Source organism: Novosphingobium resinovorum, from assembly GCF_036352595.1.
Classification (GTDB): Bacteria; Pseudomonadota; Alphaproteobacteria; order Sphingomonadales; family Sphingomonadaceae; genus Novosphingobium; species Novosphingobium resinovorum_B.
In genome coordinates this window covers 173,084-194,486 of sequence record NZ_JAZFAX010000002.1, presented here as the reverse complement: position 1 = coordinate 194,486, position 21,403 = coordinate 173,084, and the positions used below count along the sequence as shown (strand labels likewise).

At 67.7% G+C, this 21,403-nt stretch carries 15 protein-coding genes; 6 read left to right on the top strand and 9 right to left on the bottom strand.

The features are described 5' to 3' along the window. The first annotated feature begins 3 nt into the window (after nt 1-3). The 3 genes from V2S85_RS03790 to V2S85_RS03780 are packed head-to-tail and all read left to right on the top strand — an operon-like array spanning nt 4 to nt 5,518. Nucleotides 4-2,358, top strand: coding sequence for a DUF5682 family protein (locus V2S85_RS03790; RefSeq protein ID WP_330701537.1), 2,355 nt, complete (start codon nt 4-6; stop codon nt 2,356-2,358). Next, entirely contained in the window at nt 2,355-3,491 is a 1,137-nt protein-coding gene (locus tag V2S85_RS03785) for a VWA domain-containing protein (protein WP_330701536.1), read from the top strand. The genes V2S85_RS03790 and V2S85_RS03785 overlap by 4 nt, the downstream gene beginning before the upstream one ends. Then, entirely contained in the window at nt 3,488-5,518 is a 2,031-nt protein-coding gene (locus V2S85_RS03780; protein WP_330701535.1) for a hypothetical protein, read from the top strand. The genes V2S85_RS03785 and V2S85_RS03780 overlap by 4 nt, the downstream gene beginning before the upstream one ends. Before the next feature lie 22 nt (nt 5,519-5,540). On the opposite strand, the gene V2S85_RS03775 is transcribed toward V2S85_RS03780, so the two are convergent. Then, nucleotides 5,541-6,722 (bottom strand): MFS transporter, encoded by a 1,182-nt coding sequence (locus tag V2S85_RS03775; RefSeq protein WP_330701534.1) that lies wholly within the window; start codon nt 6,720-6,722, stop codon nt 5,541-5,543. 122 nt (nt 6,723-6,844) lie between these two features. Here V2S85_RS03775 and V2S85_RS03770 point away from each other — a divergent pair, with 122 nt between their 5' ends. Next, a complete protein-coding gene (locus V2S85_RS03770) occupies nt 6,845-7,753 on the top strand; it encodes a LysR family transcriptional regulator (RefSeq protein WP_330701533.1) in 909 nt (302 codons plus the stop codon). Nucleotides 7,754-7,762: 9 nt separating this feature from the next. Here the strand turns inward: V2S85_RS03770 and V2S85_RS03765 are convergent, their stop codons facing one another. From V2S85_RS03765 to V2S85_RS03745, 5 genes are all read right to left on the bottom strand, one after another. Next, entirely contained in the window at nt 7,763-8,686 is a 924-nt protein-coding gene (locus V2S85_RS03765) for an N-acetylglucosamine kinase (protein ID WP_330701532.1), read from the bottom strand. Then, nucleotides 8,683-9,825: an SIS domain-containing protein gene (locus V2S85_RS03760; RefSeq protein WP_330701531.1), complete on the bottom strand. Its 1,143-nt coding sequence runs from the start codon at nt 9,823-9,825 to the stop codon at nt 8,683-8,685. Before V2S85_RS03760 ends, V2S85_RS03765 begins: the two co-directional genes overlap by 4 nt. Continuing rightward, nucleotides 9,818-11,101 (bottom strand): D-tagatose-bisphosphate aldolase, class II, non-catalytic subunit, encoded by a 1,284-nt coding sequence (locus tag V2S85_RS03755; protein ID WP_330701530.1) that lies wholly within the window; start codon nt 11,099-11,101, stop codon nt 9,818-9,820. Before V2S85_RS03755 ends, V2S85_RS03760 begins: the two co-directional genes overlap by 8 nt. Before the next feature lie 71 nt (nt 11,102-11,172). Further along, nucleotides 11,173-12,090: a DMT family transporter gene (locus tag V2S85_RS03750; RefSeq protein ID WP_330701529.1), complete on the bottom strand. Its 918-nt coding sequence runs from the start codon at nt 12,088-12,090 to the stop codon at nt 11,173-11,175. Further along, entirely contained in the window at nt 12,087-14,174 is a 2,088-nt protein-coding gene (locus tag V2S85_RS03745) for a glycoside hydrolase family 36 protein (RefSeq protein ID WP_330701528.1), read from the bottom strand. Before V2S85_RS03745 ends, V2S85_RS03750 begins: the two co-directional genes overlap by 4 nt. Nucleotides 14,175-14,325: 151 nt before the next feature. Between V2S85_RS03745 and V2S85_RS03740 the strand changes: the two genes are divergently transcribed. Next, nucleotides 14,326-15,441 (top strand): amidohydrolase family protein, encoded by a 1,116-nt coding sequence (locus V2S85_RS03740; RefSeq protein ID WP_330701527.1) that lies wholly within the window; start codon nt 14,326-14,328, stop codon nt 15,439-15,441. 185 nt (nt 15,442-15,626) lie between these two features. Here V2S85_RS03740 and agaR read toward each other — a convergent pair whose 3' ends face one another. Further along, the gene (gene agaR / locus V2S85_RS03735; protein ID WP_330701526.1) at nt 15,627-16,406 is read right to left on the bottom strand and encodes a transcriptional repressor AgaR; all 780 of its coding nucleotides are present in this window, start codon (nt 16,404-16,406) and stop codon (nt 15,627-15,629) included. A gap of 187 nt (nt 16,407-16,593) precedes the next feature. On the opposite strand from agaR, the gene V2S85_RS03730 reads away from it, so the two are divergent. Beyond that, complete coding sequence (locus V2S85_RS03730) at nt 16,594-19,449, top strand: TonB-dependent receptor (RefSeq protein WP_330701525.1); 2,856 nt, start codon at nt 16,594-16,596, stop codon at nt 19,447-19,449. A 16-nt stretch (nt 19,450-19,465) separates the two neighbouring features. Here V2S85_RS03730 and V2S85_RS03725 read toward each other — a convergent pair whose 3' ends face one another. Together V2S85_RS03725 and V2S85_RS03720 are read right to left on the bottom strand one after the other, a co-directional pair. Continuing rightward, on the bottom strand, nt 19,466-20,398 hold the full coding sequence (locus tag V2S85_RS03725) for a formylglycine-generating enzyme family protein (RefSeq protein WP_330701635.1): 933 nt from the start codon (nt 20,396-20,398) through the stop codon (nt 19,466-19,468). Nucleotides 20,399-20,476: 78 nt separating this feature from the next. Further along, complete coding sequence (locus V2S85_RS03720; RefSeq protein WP_330701524.1) at nt 20,477-21,379, bottom strand: LysR substrate-binding domain-containing protein; 903 nt, start codon at nt 21,377-21,379, stop codon at nt 20,477-20,479. Between the last annotated feature and the right edge of the window lie 24 nt (nt 21,380-21,403).

Below are 21,403 nucleotides of genomic sequence, written 5' to 3'. Positions count from 1 at the left end.
CCCGTGAGGCAGCTCTGGGTGGCGCCGATCCGGCATCACAGCCCAGCCTGCGCGGCGCATCTCGAAAGGTTGATCGAGGAGGTCGCTCCGGCCGCCATCCTGGTCGAGGGGCCGTGCGACTTCGATCCGCTGATCGACCTCGTCTGCGATCCCCGCACCCGCGCGCCCGTCGCGGTGGTTTCGCTGCGGGAAACCGCCGGTGCGGCAGGAGCGCCGCGCCGGGCGGCGAGCTACTTTCCGTTCTGCGCGCACAGCCCTGAGCTGATCGCCCTCAACGCGGCGCGCGCGCGCGGGGTGCCGGTCCGGTTCATCGACCTGCCTTCCGATGCCCGCGAGATGGACCTCGACGGCGAACCGCACGAGGGGCGTTCCCTGCTGAGCAGCGAACTGCCCTTCGATGTGGGCGACTACGTCACCGCGCTCGCCCGCGAACTCGGCTGCCGTGACGGCAACGAGGTGTGGGACCACCTGTTCGAGACCCGCATCGCCGAGGCCGACTGGCGCGGCTTCTTCGGCGACGTCGCCCGCTATTGCGCCGCCATCCGCGCGGCGACCGAGGCGGCGCGGATGGCGAGCGACGGAACCCTCGCGCGCGAGGCGCAGATGCGCGCGCTGCTCGCGCAAGTGCGCAGCGAAGTCGCCGGACCGATCGTGGCGGTCGTCGGCGGGTTCCATGCCGAGGCATTGCTCGATGCCGACGCCGCTGCGGGCCAGCCGGTGGCGCCGCAGCCGGGGGCGGCCCGCTCCTACCTGATGCGCTACGGCATGCGCCAGCTCGATGCCCTGCGCGGCTACGGCGCGGGCCTGCCGCTGCCCGGTTATTACCAGCGCCTCTGGAACGCGCGGGGGCAGGGCGGCGCATCGGGGCTGGCGCAGGAGATCGTCACTGGCTTCGCCGCGCACTTGCGCGCGGGCAAGGGCGGGCAAGCTCCCTCGCTCCCGGTGATCGTCAACGCGATCGAACAGGCCGAGCGGCTGGCGATGCTGCGCGGACGCCCCTTCCCGATGCGCGACGACGTGATCGACGCGATCCGCTCGAGCTTCGTCAAGGACGAGATGCCGAAGCGGCACGCCCCGCTGCTGGACGAATTCGCCGCATGGCTCACCGGCACGGCGATCGGAGAAGTGCCGCCGTCGGCGGGCTCGCCCCCGCTCGTCGAGGCGGTACGCGGACGGGCAGGGGCGCTCGGCTTCGCTGTCGACGACGGTGAGCGCCGCAGCCGTGAACTCGATATCTATCGCAAGCCCCGGCACCGCGCTGCGAGCCGCTTGTGTCACGCCTTGGTGCTGCTAGGTACACCGTTTGCCGAGCGTACGGGCGGGCCGGATTTCCGCAACGACGTCTCGCTCGACCGGTTGCACGAGGTCTGGCGCACCGGCTGGTCGCCGCTGGTCGAGGCGCGGCTGATCGCGCTTTCAGAGATGGCCGACGACCTCGACGAGGCGCTGGCCTTCGTGCTGGCACAGAAAGTCGCGGCGCTCGCCGATGCGGGGCGGGGGCGTAATGCCTTGGCGGCAATAAATCTTTTCGCCGCCGCCTGCCGCGCGGGGCTGGGCGGCGGCGCGGGCGCGGTGCTGCCGCTGATCGAGGAGCAGGTGATCGAAGACCCTGAGCCGGCCTCGGTGATCGCCGCGCTTGCCGACCTCCTGCTGCTGCGCCGCGGCCGCGAGGTGGTGGGGATCGAGGAAGCCATGGCGTCACCGGGAGGCCCGCTCGACAGGCTCGTCGCGACGGTCTGGCGGCGGGTACTGCTGCTGCTGCCGGACATGGCCGACCTCGGCGAAGACAGGGTGGCGGATGCGGTGAAGGCGCTGGCCGACTTGCGCGGCGCCATCGAACTCGCACGGTCGAGCGCGGCGCCGATCGATCTGGCCCTGTTCGACGAGGCTCTGGACGGGCTTGCCGCGCGCGCACTGCCGCCGATGCTGGCCGGCGCCGTCATGGCCTTTTCGCTGATCGACGGGCGCGTGACGATCGCCGCGCTGGAGGCCCGTCTGCGCGGGGAACTGGCCGGCGGCTATGTCGATCCCGCCGAGCGACTGGCGTTCCTCGGCGGCCTGATCGCGATCGCGCGCGAACTGATCTGGACCGTCCCCGCGATCGTCGGCGCCATCGACAGCATCGTCACCGGGCTCGACGAGGACACGTTCCTTGCGCTCCTGCCGCACTTGCGCATGGCGCTGCTGCCGCTCGACCCGCGCGAGGTGGATCGGCTGGCCGAGGACGTGGCCGCGCGGCTGGGTACGGGGGCTGGGGCTCTTGCCGTCGCCGTGGCCATCTCCGAGGGCGAACTGGCCGAGAACCTGCGGCTCGACGGTGAATTGGCGCGGGTTCTGGCGGCCGAGGGCATGGCATGAGCGATCCCGATGCGATCCGCCGTTGGCGGCTGGTCCTGGGCCGCTACGCCGAACGATCGCTGCCCGGCGACGGCCTGTCGGAGGCCGAGCGCCGCGCCGACCGCGCGCTGGACTATCTTTACGCCCGCGAGATGGAGCGGCGCGGGCTTCGCCGTGATCGGCGGCGACAGGGCGGGCCCGGTTCGCTCGATCCGAGCCAACTGACGCCGCTGGGCTGGCTGGCGGAACTGCGCGACTTGTTCCCGCGCTCGGTCTGCGAGACCGTGCAGGGGCACGCCATCGACAATCTCGGCATGCAGGATCTGCTCTCCGATCCCGCCGTGCTCGATGCGCTGGAGCCCAACAAGGATCTGCTGAAGTCGCTCATTGCGTTCAAGGGCAGCGCCAATCCAGCCGTGCGCGAGAAAATCCGCGAAGTGACCCGCAAGGTCGTCGAGGACATCGTGCGCAAGCTGCGTCCGCGCGTGGAGGCGGCGCTTGCCGGGCGCCCCAATCGCTTCCGCCGCAGCCATGTCAAGTCGATGCAGACCTTCGACTGGCGCGCCACGATCCGCGACAACCTGCGCAACTGGGACGCCGAGCGCAAGGCGATCATCGCCGATCGCCTGCGCTTCCATGGCCGCAGCCGTCGCAAGCTGCCCTGGACGATCATCCTGTGCGTGGACCAGTCGGGTTCGATGCTCAGTTCCACGATCTACGCCGCCGTGATGGCCTCGATCCTCACCGCGCTGCCGTCGGTCGAGGTCAGGCTGGTGGTCTTCGACACCGCGATCGTCGACTTGTCGAGCGAGGCGCATGATCCCGTCGAAGTGCTGATGTCGGTGCAACTGGGCGGGGGCACCGACATCGCCTCGGCCATGGAATATTGCGAGGGTCTGGTCACGCAGCCGACCCGCACGGTCTTCGTGCTGGTGAGCGACTTCGAGGAAGGCGGCTCGGTTCCCCGGATGCTCGCCGCCGCCCGCCGCATGGCCTCGGCGCGCGTTACCTTGCTCGGACTCGGAGCACTCAGCGAGGATGCCGCCCCGGTCTACGACAGGCGCATGGCCGAACGGTTGGCCGGGTGCGGGATGAAAGTGGCGGTGCTCACGCCCGACCACTTCGCGCAGTGGATCGGCGAGGTGATCGCGTGATCGACGCGGGCTTGCGGGAGGCGCTGACGGCTTTCGACGATGCGGCGCTGGCGACGCTCGCCAACCCCGGTCTGGTCCGCCGCGCGCACCGCGATGTTTCGGAGGGCAAGGTGCGGCTGCTTTCAGCCGAGCCGGGCAAGGTGGAAATCGAGGCGGACGGGCAGCGGGTATCGCTCGACGGGCGCGGGCCGAAGATGGCCGGGTGTGCCTGCCGCGCGCTGGCGGTCTGCCGGCATCGGATCGCGGCGGTGCTGTTCGTGCAGGCTCAGGCGACGGAGAGCGCTGCGGAGGAACAGCAGCCGCCAGCGGATCTGCGGGCCGATCCTGGCGAGATCCTGGGCGGCATCGCGCTCGACCGGCTGGAGAAATGGACCGGCAAGGCGGGCTGGCGCGCGGCGCTCGAACTCTCAGGCGAAGCCACTGGCGTAGAAGCGGCGGGCAATGCGCTGCTGGTGACGTTTGCCGAGATCGATGGCCCGGTGCGTATCCTCAAGGGGCAGGGGCCGGAGGGGGTGGTCTCGAAGGTCTCTAGGAGCCGGATCAAGGCCTACCACGGCGCGGCGATATTGGCCGCGCGGCGCCACTTCGGGCTGTCTTTGCCTGCAATCCCGGCGGAAGCGCAGGAAGCTCAGGCGGGAGAGGGCGCCCGGCAGGTCGATCCAGCCTTCCTCGCGCGCGTTGCCGCAGGGCTTCGGGAAACGGCGGTGCTGGGCATGAACCTTGCGCCGCTGCCGCTGGAGGAATCGCTGTTCGCGCTCTCGGTCTCCTCGCGCGCCGACATGCTGTCCCGGCTTGCCGCGCTGCTGCGCGCGATCGCGGCGCAGATGCGTCTGCGCCGCAAGCGGGCGCTCGATTTCGACCCCGACCGCATGCTCGAACTGACCGCGACGGCCTTCGCGCTGGTACGCGCGCTCTCCGGCAGCGACGGCGCCGCGCTGGCGGGCAAGGTGCGGCGCGACTATGTGCCGGTGGAGGCGCTGCAGCTCATCGGCTGCGGCGGCGAGCGCTGGACAAGCACAACCGGAGCACGCGGCGTCACCGCCTGGTTCCTGGAGCCCGGCAGCGGACGCTGGCTGTCGACCTCGCTGGCGCGCGGTGCGGCGCAGGATCCCGGTTTCAATCCGCGCGATGCCTGGCAGCTTCACCCGCTCTGGCAGTCGGAGCCGTTGGCGACGCTGTCGCACGCGCGGATCGAGTTGGAGGGATCGCGACGCTCGGCCGACCACCGGCTTTCCGCGCCGGCAAGCGCGAAGGCGCGGATCGTGGCGCGGTCGGTCAGCCCTCAGGCCGACTGGCCGGGCGTGGTGCATGACTGGCCGTCACTGCGGCGTCGCTGGCTCGACGAGGTCGGCCTGGGGTTGGATGGCGCGGAAGTGCCTACCGCATGCCTCATCGCGCCGACCGAGGTTGCCGCGCCGTTTTTCGACGAACTGGCGCAGCAGCTCGTATGGCCGGTGCGTGACGAGGCCGGGCACTGGCTGGGCCTGACGCTCGACCATGAGGACGGTGTTTCGAGCGCGATCGATGTGCTGGAGGCCAACGTGAAGAGCGGCTGGCGCGGTCTCGTGCTGGTGCGGATCGAGCGGAGCGGGGCGCGGCTCGCCGTGCGCCCGATCACGTTGCACGGGCCTGAAGGGGCGATCGACCTTTCCTTCTGGTCGCCGCCCCTTCAGCAGGGCGGGAGCGGCGCGGGCGAGGGCGGCAGGATGCGCAACTGGCTCGCCCGGCTGCGGTCATCGCAGACGCGCCGTTTCACGCAGGTTCCCCCCAGCGGGACCGAAGCGGCTCTCGGCAGGGCCTGGCGGCATCTGCTCGACCGTGCCGAGATCGGTCCTGCGCTGGCGCGGACCCTCGATGCCGACCTGACCGCCCATGCCCTCCGCCTCGATACTTACGGGCTTGCGCACCTTGCCAGGATACTGCGCAAGGTGACGCAGGACGGGCAGGAGGCGGAGGGCTTGCTCGTCGCTACCTATGCCCTCCTGCTCGCGCGCCGGCAGCGCTGCATGGTGCCGCTGCTGCGATAGTCGGCAGCGGCTTCAATGCCCGTCAGCCGTGGCACTTTTCGGGCATGGCCGGTGCGAGGTCGGTCTCGCTCCTGCCCGCGAGGAGAAGGGCCAGCAGGCCGATCACCGAGGTCGCCGCGCCGGCCATCGCCACAGCCGGGTAGCCAAGGTTCAGCGCGATGACGCCGCCACCCAGCGCCGCACCCAGCGCATTGCCCAGGTTGAAGGCGCCGATGTTCATCGCCGAGGCAAGGTTCGGCGCGTCGCTGGCCGCGTTCATGACACGCACCTGCAGTGGCGGGACGAGGGCGAAGCTTGCGATGCCCCACAGAAACACCAGCACGGCGGTCGGCGCGGCGTGGGCCATCGTCATCGCGAAGGCGAACAGGATCGCGGCCAGCGAGGCGAGGGTGACGATGAGGGTGCGATCCACCGACCGGTCGGCGAACTTGCCGCCGAGCCAGTTGCCGACCGTCAGGCCGAGCCCGTAGATCACCAGCATCGCCGTGACGAATCCGAGCGAGGCATGTGTCACCTCGCGCAGGATCGGGGTGATGTACGTGAACACGGTGAACATCGCGCTGGAGCCCACGACGGTCAGCGCGAGGGCGGCCAGCACCGGCTTGCGGGTGAGCACCCGCACTTCGGCGAGCGCATTGCCGCCGCTCGGCGCGGGCAGCTTGGGCAGAGTCAGGCGCAGCGCCGCCATCGTCGCGCCGCCCAGTGCGGCGATGCCCCAGAACGAGGCGCGCCAGCCCAGGTGATCGCCGGCCCATGTCGCCAGCGGCACGCCGACGACGTTGGCGATGGTCAGCCCCATGAACATCGCGGCGACCGCGCCCGCCTGTCGCTGCGGCGGGACCAGGCTTGCCGCGACGATCGAGCCGACGCCGAAGAATGCGCCATGATTGAACGAGGTGACGACCCGCGCGGCGAGCAGCATGCCGTAGCCGTCCGACACCGCCGCCATCAGGTTGCCAAGCGTGAAGATGCCCGCCAGCGCGATCAGCAGGGTGCGGCGGGGCACGCGTCCGGTAGTCAGCGTCATGAGCGGCGCGCCCAGCACCACGCCCATCGCGTAGGCGCTGATGAGCAGGCCCGCCGTCGGGATCGAGACGCCGAGGTCGGCGGCGATCACCGGCAGCAGACCCATCGGCGCGAATTCGGTCACGCCGATGCCGAAGGCACCGACGGCAAGAGCCAGCAGGCCGGGGTTGAACTTCATCGTATGGTCCTCACAAAGGCGATGCGATCGGGAATCGCTATTCGGACGCATAGATGGCGGCAGATGCCTCCTTGCGGTACTGTCGATGGACGCGAAGGATTTTTGCGCATGGAGCAAAGGTAGTGAACGAAGCAAGGTTGCCGGGCGGTGCCGACCGGGCCCGCGCCCTGGCGTTGTTCGTGGCGGTGGTAGAACAGGGGAGCTTCTCCGGCGCGGGCCGGGAACTGGACCTCAGCCCCTCGGCGGTCAGCCGCGCCATCGACAGGATCGAGGCGCGGCTGGGCGTACGGCTGCTGCTGCGATCGACGCGGGCGCTGGCATTGACGGCGGAGGGTCAGGCCTATCTTCAGACGGCGCGGCGCATTCTCGCCGATCTCGACGACGCGGAACAGCAGATCGCCGACCAGGGCGCGCCGCGCGGGCGCCTGCGGGTCAGCGCGGCGCTTTCGCATGGACGGCTATGCGTGGTGCCCCTGCTCGGCAGGTTCCTGGCGCTCTATCCGCATATCCTGGTGGATATCGCCCTGACCGATACACTCGTCGACGTGGCGGCCGGGCAGGCGGATGTGGCGATCCGTTTCGGGCCGCTCGCCGACAGCACGCTGACGGCGCGCAAGCTGGGCGAAACCCGGCGCGTGATCGTCGCCTCGCCGGGCTATCTCGCGCATCATGGCAGGCCCGAGGTGCCGGAGGATCTGCACCGTCACAATTGCCTCAACTTCAACTTCCGCCGCGTCGAGCCCGTCTGGCCGTTCACCCGCGAAGGGCGCGACTTCTCCCTGTCCGTGCAAGGCAATATCGAGGCGAACAACGGGGAGACGCTTGGTCAGCTGGCGGAGGCCGGCGTCGGGCTGGCACGCGTGGGGCGTTTCAGCGTGGAGGGAGAGATCGCCGACGGCCGGCTCGTCCCGGTTCTGGAGGAGTTCAATCCCGGCGATGTCGAGCACATCCACGCACTGTTCGTGGGCGGCCTGACCATCCCGGCGCGGATACGCGTCTTCGTCGATTTCCTCGTTGCGAACCTCAGGTGAGGTGCCCGGTCAGGCCAGTTTCCTTGCGTAGAGCGCGGATCCGTAGCCGGGGGTGAACCGGGGTTCGATGACGGCAAATCCCCGTTCACGCACGGTGCGCAGGAATTCCGAGCGTACGCGCGCCTCGCGGCTCAGCACGCCGCCGGACCATGAGAGCGGGACCGGAGTACCCTCGGGGAAGCCCAGGGCGCCGCGCAGTGCCAGCGCCATGTCCGCCAGTTCGCGCGCTGCTTCGTCGAGGATCGCCCCTGCCGCCTGGTCCCCAGCGATGGCTGCTTCCGAGACCAGTCCCGCAAGGCCGGCGATCTCGGTGCGTCCCATGCCTTGCGGGCCCATGATCCGGCCGCACAAGTCCAGGTCGTCTTCCAGCGAAAGCGCGGCGCTAAGCTTATCGTAAAGAGGTCCGCGCGGGGTGCGTCCGTCGCTCATGCGCGTGAACAGCGACAGTCCCTTGATGGCGATCCAGTAGGCCGATCCCTCGTCGCTGAACACCTCGCCCCAGCCACCGACGCGGGCGGACTTGCCCTGCCGCTCGCCGTAACCGATCGAGCCGGTTCCGGCGACGATGTTGATACCGTCCTCGCACCCGAGCGAGCCCGCCCAGCCGCAGATCATGTCGTTGCCGACGTCGTAGCGCCTGTGTCCCAGCACCGCGCCGCATGCTGCGTGAATGCGCGGGTCGATGCTGCGGTCCTCGCCGTAGGCGGGCAGGCCGAAGAAGGCATGGTCGATACGCTCGGGCGTGATGCCGATCGCCGTGCAGACTTGCGCGGCGCCGGTCTCGAGCCGCCGTACCACTTCGTCGAAGCCGACCTGGAGATGATAGGTCGTGCCCGTCAGCGCGGTGGCCAGCACTTTTCCCGCGCCGTCGATGCAGACGAACTCGGTCTTGGTGCCGCCGCCGTCAATGCCAAGGAAGACGCCGCCGCTCATACGGGTTGCGCGTGGATCCGCACGCCTTGAACAACGCGGTTGACGGCCCCGCTCGCGTTCGGGCGATCCGGTGTGAGGCCTAGCTCGATCGAGACGGCCAGCCCGAAAAGCTGCGCGGGAACGATGAATGGGAACAGCAGGTCCGCATCCGCCGCGCCCAGCAGGCCGGGCACCGATACGTCGGCCTTGTCATCCGGGTTGGCCGAAACCACGACCACTGCCCCGCTGTGCCCGTCGGCCTTCAGTTCGGCGATGATGTCGAGGTCGTAGAGCCGGGTCAGCGGATCGTTGGAGACGAAGACCACCGCCAGCGTCTCGCCATCGATGATCGTCTTGGGGCCGTGGCGAAAGCCCAGCGCGGTGTCGAACGCCGTCACCACCGCGCCGTCGCTCAGTTCCATCAGCTTGAGCGCCGCCTCGCGCGCCAGTCCCTTGAACGGGCCGCTGCCGAGGTAGACGACCCGCTTGAAACCGCGCTCGGCCAGCGTCTCCACCACCGGCCCGCTCTGCGCATGGGTGGCGGCCACGGCGGAGGCGATCGCCTCGATGCGGCCGTCCAGCGCCGCGATCCCGCTCAGGATCGAGAGCGCGGCGAACATCATCGCGCTGAAGCTGGACGTCATCGCAAAGCCTCGGTCATGCGTCGCCTCGGGCAGCACGACGACATGGGTGTTGCCACCGCCGCGCCGCGCCAGTTCACCCTCGGCATTGCAGGTGATGACGAGGTGATAGGCCTGATCGATATGCGCGTCGACCAGATCGACGGCTGCCACGCTCTCCGGGCTACTGCCTGAGCGCCCGAACGAGACGAGCAGCGTCGGCACCTCGCGGCGCAGGTAAAGCGCGGGCGAACTGACGATATCGGTCGTCGCGATCGCTTCCACCGAACGGCCGAGTACCCCAGAGAGCCACGGCGCCAGGCACTCACCGATGAAGGCCGATGTGCCTGCGCCGGTCAGCACGATGCGCGTATAGGGATTGGCGAGCAGCGGGCCGGTGACGGCTTCGATCGCGGCCTTGTTCGCGCTCAGGATCGCTTGTGTCGCGCGCAGCGTTTCGGGCTGCTGCGCGATCTCCCGGCGGGTCCAGGGTTCGGCGTCGTTGCCCGGCGTTCCGGGAACCAGCAGGGCGTCAGGCATCGGGGTGGCAAGCTCCATGATAGGCGTCGAGAGTGGCGGCGATATGCGCCATGACAAGGTCTGCGGGATCGAGCGACGCGGTCCCGGCGCGCACCGCCGCATAGGCAAGCGGCAAGTGCTGGCTGACCAGCGGCAGCGAGGGCACCGCGTCGCGCAAGTTGGCGAACAACTGCTCCTGCGCGGCGACGATGCGCGCGTCGGGCCAGTAGTAGCGGATGCGGTCGGAAAGGCTGTACTGCAGCTGCAGGCTCAGCGCCGCCCCTTGCGCATGGTAATACTTGCGCCAGTTACCCGGCTCGGCGCGCATGCGCTCCAGCGCGACTTCGCGAAGCCCCGCACGGCGAGGAGCCGGTACGGTCTCCGCCTCGATCGCATCGAGCGCCCAGAGCGCCTCACGCAGCGCGAATGTCACGCCGGGGCCGACCTTGAGCACCGCGAAATGATCGCGCACCAGCGCGGCAAGCGCCTCGGCGGTCTGATAATCGGTCGAATGCGCTTCGTAGACCAGCCCCGCGACCGGTTCGATCGCGCGGCTCAGTTCGGTGGCGCGCTCGGGCCGGTAATCGACGACCTTGTCATGGTCGAACTCGACGCCCGGCTGGACGACGGTGGCGATCACACGGTCCCATGCAGCGGACAGCCCCGCCTCGGCGAACAGTGCGCGGTGCATCTCGACCGTGGCGATGGCGTCGGCCGGATCAGTGACGGCCAGTTCGTCGAGGTCTTCCGCCGCGCCGCCGGGTACGGGAACCTCGGTGCCGATCACATAGACCGGCGCGTCCGCGGCCGTGCCCTCGAAGGCATCTTCGGCGGCCCGGCACAGGCGCGCCGCACGTTCGGCGATGGTCCGTTCGGGCAGCGGCACCGGATCGTCCGCGCAGCTCATCGAGCAGTCGAGATGGATCTTGCCGAACCCGGCGCGCACGTAAGCCGCGACCATCACTTCCGCCCGGTCCATCGCCTCGGCCGCAGGCAGCGCGGTCCAGGGATTGGGACCGAGATGATCGCCGCCCAGCGCCAGTCGCTCCACAGGAAAGCCGACGCGCTGCGCGATGGCGCGCACGAAGTCGCGGTAATCGGCGGGGGTCATGCCGGTGTAGCCGCCGTCCTGGTTCACCTGGTTGCAGGTCGCCTCGACGAGGAGGATGTCCTGGCCGGTCGCCAGCGCGTGGCGCAGCGCCGCTTCGATCGCCAGCGGGTGCGCGCAGCATACCGAAGTCACACCGATGCGTTCGCCCGCCTTGTGCCGCAGCACGATATCTCGAATCGCTTTCACATCGCTTCCTTTCGCCTCGACGGTAGCGCAACGAAACCATAAACGCAACTAATCGAAACTAATCGAAACCATCATTCTGCGGGGACAGCGTCCTCGTCCTTGGCATCCGGTTCGATGGCGAGAAGCAGCGAGGCCAGCAGTGCCAGGCCGATGCCCAGACTCTTGAGCGGCCCCGGCACCACGCCCAGCACCGCCAGTGACAGCAGCGCCGTGGCAAGCGGCGCACCGGCGTTGGACAGCGGCGCGACGATGATCGCCTTGCCGTAGCGGAAGGCGAACACCAGCGTCAGCGCGCCGATGGCGTTGAGCACCTGGATCACGGCGGCGAGGCCCGGCCCGTCCCAGCCCCAGTTCACCGGCTGCGCGAAGTCCGTCATCGCCCAGGCCACCGGGGCCAGCACGAGCGCGGAAAGCGTCATGTAAACGAAGATGCTCTCGGCCGACATGACGTGGTTGGCCGCCTTCATGAAGTAGGCCTGCACGCCCCAGCACAGCATCACGATCATCGCCGGGACCAGCCACGCGGCGGAGGCTCCGCCGCTGCCGCCGGGCGCGAAGTCGAAGGTCGGCAGCGCCAGCAGCGCCAGGACGATCCCCAGCGCACCGAGCCTGCCGGTCCGCTCCCGCATGAACACGAAAGACAGCGCGATCGTGACCACAGGGGAAAGCGAGATGATCGGGAAGATCAGATAGGCCGGACCGCGCGCCACGGCATAGAACAGCACCATCTGCCCGCCCGCGCCCAGCAGCCCCACCGCAAGCCCATAGGCAATCGCGCGCGGCGACCGGTCGAGCGCCCAGCGCGCCCCGGCCAGCACCACCAGCGCCGGAGGGATCATCGTCAGCGCCCAGACGCAGTAGACCAGCGTTTCGGGAAACCCGTGCTGCGGCGAAAGACCGGAAAACGCGCCCCAGATGCCCCAGAGCACCACGGTAACAAGGGCATTCGCCAGCCATGCCCGGCTGGAAGGTGCGGTTACGGTGCTCATGCCCTGCCTGCCTTTGCAGGCGTTGCACGCACAAGCAGGAACCGCTCGAACTTCGCAGGAATGCTGTTCTGTTTCGCCGTGGCGCTGCCCAGCGGCGCGCCGGTAAAGCCGTCCGTCAGGACATAGCGCCCCGCCCCCAGCCCGCGCAGGCTCACCGGCCCGTCCCAGCTATCGGCGTAGAAGGCATAGTGCAGCGCCCCGTCCTTCTCGATCGCGTGGGCCTCGGGCTTGTCGAAACCGATGTCGTAGAGCCCGCCGAGATAGGTCCCCTTGGGCAGCATGTTCTCGCGGTAAAGGTCGATCCACTTGCGCCAGACCGTCTCCTTCTCCGCCGTCAGTTTGAAGCCGCCGGGCGGCAGCGGTTCGGAAGGGTTGGGTGTATCCTCGGGCCAGGTGAACTTGGTCGATGGGATCGCGCCGATGCCGTAAGTGGAGGCGAAATCGTCGCGCGTCTCGGTCAGTTCGACATGATCGCCCGAGTACGGCGCGGAGGGCCCCATCAGCGCCTTGAAGGTCTTGCCCTTCAGCCGCACCTGCCATGAAGAGGTCGGGTCCGACGCGGGGGTGTTGTTCATCGCCGGGATGTTGTGGAAGGCGAAGCTGTCGCCGCAGGGGCAGATCTCGACGACCGCCTGCGGGTTGATCGCCATGACCTCGTCGTGGATCGCCTTCCAGAAATCCTGCAGCTTTTCGTAGGATTCTTCAGGCCGCGCGTGGTTGTGCGCCGGGTTGTGACAGGGCGCAACACCGTTGAGGTGCTGACCGTCCAGCTTCAGGCCCTCGAAACCCCATTCGCCGATGATCGTGCGCACGACGCCGCGGAAATAGTCGATCGTCGGCTGATATGCGGGGCAGAGCGTGAAGGCGTTCCACCAGGTCACGTTCTGCGCCGCACCATCGCGGTCGAGCAGCAGCATGTCGGCATGATCGCGCAGCAGCGGCGTGCCGGGATCGGCCGCCAGCGGCGCCAGCCAGAGGCGCGGGCGCATCCCGTCCGCCTTGATGCGGTCTGCGAAGGCCTTCATGTCGGCATCGCCGCGCGGGAAGCGGCTGCGGTCGACCCGCCAGTCGCCGTCGGCGACCTGCCAGCCGTCATCGATCACCGCCCATTCGAAGCCGAGTTCCTTCGCCTTGGGCAGCGCGCCGTAGATCTGGTCGGGCGTGAACTTGCGCTCGTAGCCCCAGGCGCACCAGATCGCACCGTAGCTCGAATCCGGGATCGCGGGCGCCTTGAGCCCCTGTTCGGCCATGAGCTGGCGATAGGCATCGAGCGGACGGAAATGATCGCCCTCATGCGCCATCACGAAGGCGCGCGGCAGTGCCAGCGTGGCGCCCGGCGCAAGCAGTTGATTTGCCTCGCCGGTCATGCCGATGCGCGTGCTGCCGGGTTGCGCCGAGACGGGCAGCGCCACGAGCCGCGGCACCGCCTCCAGATGCCCGACCGCCAATCCGACATCGCGGCGCCAGACCACCGCGACGGGCGTGCCGCCTCCGTAATCCGAGCCGTTCATCCCCATGAAGTTGCGCTGCTCGAAGCCGGGACCGACCTTCTGTACCCAGTCGCGCCGGTCGGGATAGGACGCCCCGGCAAAGCTCCAGGCGCCATCGGGATGGCCGTGCAGATCGTGCATGGCGATCCGCCAGCCGGTGACCGCCAACGGCTTGTCGCCGGTGTTGCGATAGCGCACGTCGTACAGCGCGAGGCCGGGGAAGCGATCGAGGAACGTGACCGCGATTTCCTGTTCCAGCGCGCCGCCAGCCGTGCCGCGCAGGACATGACGGCGGCCACCGGCGACCTTGGATTCGGCGTGATCGAGCAGCACGAAGCGGTCGAACGCCGCGCCTTCGAGCGGGAACAGCGCCTCGGCGGCGGCCCATGGCGCGATTTCCTGCCCGCGATGAAGCAGGCGCGAACGCATCGCGGCGTCGAACTCGATGGTCAGGGTGCCGTCGGTGACGCGTGTGGTCGCCGCAGTCGCGGCCCAGACCTTGCCGGAGAGCATCGGCCCGCTGGCGGCCGCGATCGTGGCGCCGGTCATCAGCCGGGCCAGTGCCGCGCGACGGGTTACGGGGCTGAATGACATGTCTGCACTCTCCTGATGGACTTGCGCATCGAACGTTCCACGCTCGGCGACCTCACGAGAAAAGACTTGCACCACCGCAATCCGCCATGCAATCCAAAAACACAGTTTTTTGATGCGTTTTCTTTCGTTTTCGTTTTAAGGAGGCTGATCCGTGCGGAATCTGGTCAAAATGGCACTGTTTTCGAGTGCCGCGCTGTTGGCCCCAGTTGCCTTCGCCGCGCCCGCCGAACAACATTACACCGAGGCGGACTTCGCGAGCGTCCCCAAGTTCGATGCGCATGTTCATGCCAATGTCGACGACCCGCGTTTCATCGAACTGGCGCGGCGGGATCGGTTTGAAATTCTGTCGATCAACGTCGATTATCCGGATTTTCCGCCGTTGCCGGAGCAGGCCGCCATCGCGGAATCGATGCGTCGGGCGGATGGGCAGGTCTTTCACTTTGCCACGACGTTTCCGATGGATGGATTCGGGACGTCGGGGTGGACCGAGCGGACGGATGCGATGATCGATGCGGCGGTCGCCAAGGGGGCGGTTGCGGTGAAAGTCTGGAAAAACATAGGGATGGTGGCCAAGGGCCCGGAGGGGAAGCGGGTTTTTCTGGATGATCCGCGGTTCGATGGGGTCATGGCGCATCTCGAAAGCCGCGGGATTCCGTTGATCGCGCATCAGGCGGAGCCGAAGAACTGCTGGTTGCCGCTGGAGCAGATGACGACCGAGAACGATCGCTCGTATTTCCGCGAACATCCTGAATATTATATGTTTCTGCATCCCGAGGAGCCGAGTTACGAGGCGCTGATGGCGGCGCGGGACCGGTTTGTGGCGCGGCATCCGAAGCTGGCGTTCGACGGGGCGCACATGGCCAGTCTGGAGTGGAGTGTCGATGAGCTGGCGAAGTTCTTTGATGCCCATCCCAGGGCGGTGGTCGATCTGGCGGCGCGGTTGTCGAACCTGCAGGTGCAATCCAATGCCGATGTCGCCAAGGTTCGGGCATTTTTCTTGAAATATCAGGATCGTATCCTGTACGGCACTGACCTGACCGACAGCCCGCCGGACCCGGCGGCGCGGGCGCAGAATCCGCCGGCTACCGATGATTTTCCGGGCGAGGCCGATGCCGTGTGGCGGGCGGACTGGCGCTATCTGGCGACGCCGCTCAGCCAGCGGGTGGAAGCGATCCAGGCCGATGCGGTCGGGCTCAACCTGCCGAAATCGGTGATCGACAAGATCTATTGGAAGAACGCCAGAAAGTTCTTCAATATCAAAGGGTAATTGACCATCGTTTCGTCATTGCTAGCGTAGCGAAGCAATCCAGGGCGGTGTGAGACTGCCCTGGATTGCTTCGCTACGCTCGCAATGACGAGGGGTTTTGGCTGACTTTCGGGGGCTGTAGGACCGACAGGTACACGGTGGCACTCAACAGCACCTAGCAGTACCCTAGCGCCACCCTGCGCGCCTTATGCGCGGTGCAGGCGGAACCCCAACCGGTCCGCAGCGGATTGCACTGCGTCACCGTCGGCCGCATCGGTGACGAGGTCGTCGATCTCCTCGACGTTGAGGATGCGGTGGAGGCAGACCTTGCCGAATTTCGAGCGGTCGGTCACCGCGATCACCTGCCGCGCGGCTTTCGCCATCTTTCGGTTCAGCATCGCTTCGGGTTCGTAATGCGTGGTGATGCCGCGCTCGAAATCGAAACCATCGACGCCGAGGAACAGCTTGTCGACATGCAGGTCGCTCAGCGCGCTTTCGGTCTGGGCGCCGTAGAACGCGCGGTTGCGGCGGCGCAGGGCGCCGCCCAGCATGACCACGCGGATGCGCTCCTTGCGGGCCAGCGCGCAGAGGATGTCGAGATCGTTGGTGAGGACGGTGATCTCCTCGTCATCGGGCAGGTGATGAGCGATCTGCAGCGTCGTCGTGCCCGAATCGAGCACCACCGAATCGCCGGGTTGCACCATCGCGGCCGCCAGCGCACCGATCCGCGCCTTGGCGTCGGGATTGGCGGCACGCTTGGTTTCCAGCGGCGGTTCGGCGACGACGTTGACCGCATCGGCCGAGATCGCGCCGCCATAGCTGCGCTCCGCCACGCCCTTCTTCGCAAGGAAATGAAGGTCCTTGCGGATCGTCTGCATCGACACGCCGTAACGCTCGGAAAGGTCGGTGACCTGCACGCTGCCGCGCTCTCGCACGAGGGTGCTGATTTCCTGCCGCCTGCGGCTCGTGTCCCGGGTAACCACCATCACATCACTCCTGCTAAGGTTTGCATTATCAGTGCCGAAGCGCCGCGACAAACATTAAGCGATGTTTCGTTTAGTTTCTGTTTGACAGCTTCCGAATATCCAAGTTACCAAAACGAAATATAGCACGCCATGCGGACGGGGAATCGCCGATCCGCCCAAGGCGAGGTCACACAAGGGGTACGGAAACATGACGGGACGTAACACCTGGCGCTTGTCGGCGCTTGCCGGAGCCAGCACCATGGCGCTGCTCTCCGCCTCTCTCGCCCACGCGCAGGACGCCGCCACCGCCACCCCCGCTCCGGAAGCCGTCCCCTCGGCGCAGGACGATGCCGCAACCGCCGAGGCGATCGTCGTACGCGGCGTACGCGGCAGCCTGCTGCGCTCGATCCAGGCCAAGCGCAGCGCCGATACCATCGTCGATGCCATCTCGGCAGAGGAACTGGGCAAGTTCCCCAACCGCAACGTCGCCGAGGCGCTCGCCAACATCCCCGGCGTCACCGTCGGGCGCGACGGGCGCGGCGAAGGCCGCTCGATCACCATTCGCGGCCTCGGCGAGAATTTCGCGATCACCACCCTCAACGGTCGAATCCTCCCGACCGACGGGCCGGACCGCTCTTTTGCCTTCGACGTCCTCCCCTCCGAGATCATCTCGGGCGCCGAAGTGCAGAAGGCGGTCCGCGCCTCCGAGCTTGAAGGCAGCATCGGCGGCAACGTCGACCTGCGCACCGCACGCCCGCTCGACCGCCCCGGCCTCCACGCCTCGGGCGCGGTCGAGGGGCAGTACAACGATCTGGCGGATAAGGGCGGCTACAAGGTCAGCGGCGTCGTCAGCACCACTTTCGCCGACGATACGATGGGGCTGATGTTCGGCGTCAGCTACAACAAGTACAAGTTCCGCACCGACAACCTCGGCGAATACTCGCTGGCCGACGGCACCGAGGCGGCGTACGGCGTGGACTTCAACCGTGACGGCGCCATCAACCCCGATGCAAACGGCCCGGCCTATATCTGGCCCGACTACTACAGCATGGGCACCGTGCAGGGCCAGCGCGAGCGCATCGGTTCGGCGGCATCGTTCCAGTGGAAGCCCTCCAGCCAGTTCGAACTGACGATCGACGGCATCTACAGCCGCTTCGACGTGAAGCAGCACAACTACCGCTCGTCCAACTACCTGAACCCGCTGGGCGATGACGGTTCGCCGCGCTGGGACCCGGATTCGATCAGCGTCGATGCCAACAACGTCGTCACCGGCTTCACCATCAACGACTACACCGCCGAAGTGCTGACCACCGACGAACCGCGCAAGAGCCAGACCTGGCAGATCGGCGGCCACGTCGACTGGAAGCCGACCGACCGCCTGAGCTTCGGCTTCGACGGCTACATGGGCAAGGCGCGCGACAACACCGGCGGCCAGAACCGCTTCGTGGTGGCGGGCATTACCGGTGCCTCGGCCACCTTCGCAACCCGCAACGGCGGGCTGCCCGACCTCGACGTGACGATCCCCGGCGGGCGCAGCCTGTCGGAAGCGACCAACGACGATTTCCGCGCCCACTACATCGGCATTCAGGGCCAGAACATCGCCGACCGCACGCAGGGGCTGAAGGGCGACGGCACCTATGACGTCGACAGCGGCGTGTTCAAGTCGATCCAGTTCGGCGCCTCGTTCACCAACCGCAAGAAGACGGTGGCGACGATCGACAACCAGTACACCACCTCGTGCAACTTCTGCGGCTATCCCTTCACCTTCGGGCAGCTGGGCGCGGACGTGGTGCAGCCCGGCAGCGGCTCGATCCTCGGCAAGCTGGACGGCGATTTCCCGCGCAACTTCCCGCGCTTCGATATCGACACCTACCTTGCGGCGCTGTCTCGGGTGGAGAACAACCCGGCGATCCTCAACCCCAATTCCTGCCTCGACGATACCGGCGCGGACATTCCGGGCTGCCAGCTTTCGCCGTATCCCTCGGGCTATTCCAATCAGGTGATCGAGGCCGACCTGCCCGCGTCGTATCGCATCAAGGAGCGGACTTGGGCGGGCTACCTGATGGCCAATCTGGAAGGCGACAAGTGGCGCGCGGACATCGGCGTACGGCTGGTGGCGACCAAGGTCTCCTCGGTGGGCTACAGCGCCAGCATCGCCAGCATCATCCCGCGCGCGGGCACGCAGGACAACGCGGTGACGTTCAACGATGTCGAGCCGGTGAACGGCGGCGGCGACTACGTGCGGCTGCTGCCGGCGGCGAACTTCTCCTACGATCTGGCGGACGGGCTGCGGCTGCGTCTGGCCGCGTCGCAGGCGATCTCGCGCCCCAGCTTCGGGGAACTCTCGCCCGCCAAGGACGCGACTTCGGCGCAGTCGGGCACGTACATCATCTATGACGCGGGCAATCCGAACCTGAAGCCGACCGAGGCCAACCAGTTCGACGTGAGCCTGGAATTCTACCCGACCAACCGTCTCGCGCTGACGGCGGCGGCGTTCTACAAGCACATCACCAACTTCGTCTCGACGGTGCCGGTGGACGTGCAGATCACCCCGACCAACCAGCCCGCCAACCAGCAGCAGAGCTATTCCTTCGTCGAATATCAGGTGATGAACGGCGACAGCGCCAACGTCTACGGGCTGGAAGTGGGCGGGCAGTACTTCCTCGACAACGGTTTCGGCATTCAGGCCAACCTGACCTACAACAAGTCGCGCGCGAAGACCGGCGGCATCACCACCGACCTGCCGGGCGCGATCCCGTTCTCGGCCAATGCCAAGCTGTTCTACGAGAACCACGGCATCGGCGCGCAAGTGTCGTACAGCTATACGTCGCGCTATACTTATGCGCAGGCGGGCAGCCTTTCGTACCTGCCGGTGAAGGAAGATCCCTATCACGAGGTTTCGGCGAGCCTGTCGTACGACGTGACCGACAACTTCTCGGTCTACGTACAGGGATCGAATCTGCTGGGATCGGCGATCAAGCGGTTCAACGAGTATCGCAACCTGCCCAGCTTCTACGAATATTCGGGCCGCTCGTTCTTCTTCGGGGTGCGCGGACGGTTGTGACGGAGCGGGGGCCGGATCAGCCCGCCGCGCGCAGCACGCAGCGAAAGCCGATGTGCGAGGTGGCGGTGTCGATCATCTCGGGATGGCGCGCGGCCGGGCGGTAGCGCTGGCAGTAGTTGGCCGCGCACAAGTGCGAGCCGCCCTTCAGCACCTTGCGGCCGATCCGCACGCCGGGCTGGCCAGGGTCGAAGCTGTCCTTCAGCTTGCCGCCGCGCGGGTTGCTGACGGTGCAGCACGATTGCCCGGCCTTCTTCTTCCCGGCGCCGGGATTGTCGCTCCACCAGTCGCAGGTCCATTCCCAGGTGTTGCCGATCATGTCGAAGAGGCCGTAGCCATTGGCCGGATAAGTGCGCACCGGCGAGGTGCGCTCCCAGCCGTCGAGCAACTGGTTGGCGAAAGGGAACAGCCCCTGCCAGTAGTTCGCCATCATCGCGCCGCCGGGCGCCAGTTCGTCGCCCCAGGCATAGTCGGCGTCGTCGAGGCCGCCACGCGCGGCGAACTCGAATTCCGCCTCGGTCGGCAGTGCCTTGCCCGCCCATTGCGCATAGGCCTCGACGTCGGCATAGGCGACCTGCACCACCGGGTGGTCCCATAGGCCGAGGCTGTCGACGTCGCTGTCCGGGCCGAGCGGATGGCGCCAGTCGGCGCCGAATTCGAAGCGCCACCAGTTGCCGGGATCGGCGGTGTCGACGGGGGCCGCGGTCTTGTGGAACACCAGCGATCCGGCGCGATCCATGCCGGGCAGCATGCCGGGATAGTCCCTGGGATCGGGGGCGACCTCGGCGACGGTGACATATCCGGTCGCCGCGACGAAAGCGGCGAACTGGCGGTTGGTGACGGGGGCGGTGTCGATCCAGAAGCCGTCCACCGCGACGCGCCGTGAAGGTGCTTCTTCGGGGTAGAAGCGTTCGGAGCCCATCGTGAAGGCTCCGCCGGGGATCCAGGTCATGCCATCGGTGGCCGTGGTCCGCTCCGGCGCGGTCTGGTTGTCGGTCGTCATCTTCCGTCCTGCTAAAGCATTTTGCGGTCAGATGGAATTATCCGCCGCTTCTTCGACGATCCATTCGCTGAAGGCCTTGAGCGCCGGGTCGTTCTCCCAGTCGGGACGGCGGACGAGGTAATAGGCGTCGTCGCTGGTCAGCCCTTGCGCGAAGGGCATGACCAGCGTGCCCGATCGCAGTTCCGGATCGATCAGGAAGCGCGGGACCAGCGCCGCGCCGAGGCCGGAGGCGGCGGCCTGCGCCAGCATCAGGAACTGCTCGAAGGTGGGGCCCTTGAGATCGGGGACGTCCATGATCCCGCATCCCGCGAACCACCGCGTCCAGGCGCCCCGGCGCGAGGACTGGAACAGCAGCGGCGCGCGCAGCAGGTCGCGCGGGGAAGTCACTGCCTGCGCCTCCAGCCAGGCGGGAGAGGCGACCACTACGGTTTCCTCGCGGAACAGGAACAAGTGCGAGGCATCGGGCCAGTCGGGCTGGCCGAAGTGGATGGCGGCATCGAAGCCTTCGTCGCGCAAGTCGAACGGGAAGGAGCGCAGCGCGAAGTTCACCGTCATCCCGGCATGGCGCTCGGTCAGGCCCGGCAGGCGCGGTGCCAGCCAGCGCATGCCGAAGCTGGGCAGCGTCGCGATCGACAGCTCGCGCCCTTCGCGGCGGCGCAGCGCCTGCTCGGTGGCCGAGCGGATGCGGTCGAGTGCGGGGCGGATCTGCTCGGCATAGGCCTGTCCGGCGGCGTTCAGCGTGACCCGGCGGCCGCGCCGTTCGAACAGCGGCATCTGCAGCCAGTCCTCGAGGATCGAGATCTGCTTGCTCACCGCGCTTTGCGTCAGCCCGACGTGATCGCCCGCGCGTGAGAAGCTGCCCAGCCGCGCGGCTGCGACGAACGTGTTGAGCGCGGCCATGGGCGGCAGGTGCTGGCGCCCCTCGTTCATGCGTCACTCATTCCAGTATGTCAT

Excerpts from the sequence above, each read along its gene's own strand:
- V2S85_RS03730 (WP_330701525.1), top strand. The coding sequence starts at position 16,594 with ATGACGGGACGTAACACCTGGCGCTTGTCGGCGCTTGCCGGAGCCAGC.
- V2S85_RS03775 (WP_330701534.1), bottom strand. The coding sequence starts at position 6,722 with ATGAAGTTCAACCCCGGCCTGCTGGCTCTTGCCGTCGGTGCCTTCGGC.
- V2S85_RS03750 (WP_330701529.1), bottom strand. The coding sequence starts at position 12,090 with ATGAGCACCGTAACCGCACCTTCCAGCCGGGCATGGCTGGCGAATGCC.
- V2S85_RS03765 (WP_330701532.1), bottom strand. The coding sequence starts at position 8,686 with ATGAGCGGCGGCGTCTTCCTTGGCATTGACGGCGGCGGCACCAAGACC.
- agaR (WP_330701526.1), bottom strand. The coding sequence starts at position 16,406 with ATGGTGGTTACCCGGGACACGAGCCGCAGGCGGCAGGAAATCAGCACC.
- V2S85_RS03745 (WP_330701528.1), bottom strand. The coding sequence starts at position 14,174 with ATGTCATTCAGCCCCGTAACCCGTCGCGCGGCACTGGCCCGGCTGATG.
- V2S85_RS03725 (WP_330701635.1), bottom strand. The coding sequence starts at position 20,398 with ATGACCTGGATCCCCGGCGGAGCCTTCACGATGGGCTCCGAACGCTTC.
- V2S85_RS03760 (WP_330701531.1), bottom strand. The coding sequence starts at position 9,825 with ATGCCTGACGCCCTGCTGGTTCCCGGAACGCCGGGCAACGACGCCGAA.
- V2S85_RS03720 (WP_330701524.1), bottom strand. The coding sequence starts at position 21,379 with ATGAACGAGGGGCGCCAGCACCTGCCGCCCATGGCCGCGCTCAACACG.
- V2S85_RS03785 (WP_330701536.1), top strand. The coding sequence starts at position 2,355 with ATGAGCGATCCCGATGCGATCCGCCGTTGGCGGCTGGTCCTGGGCCGC.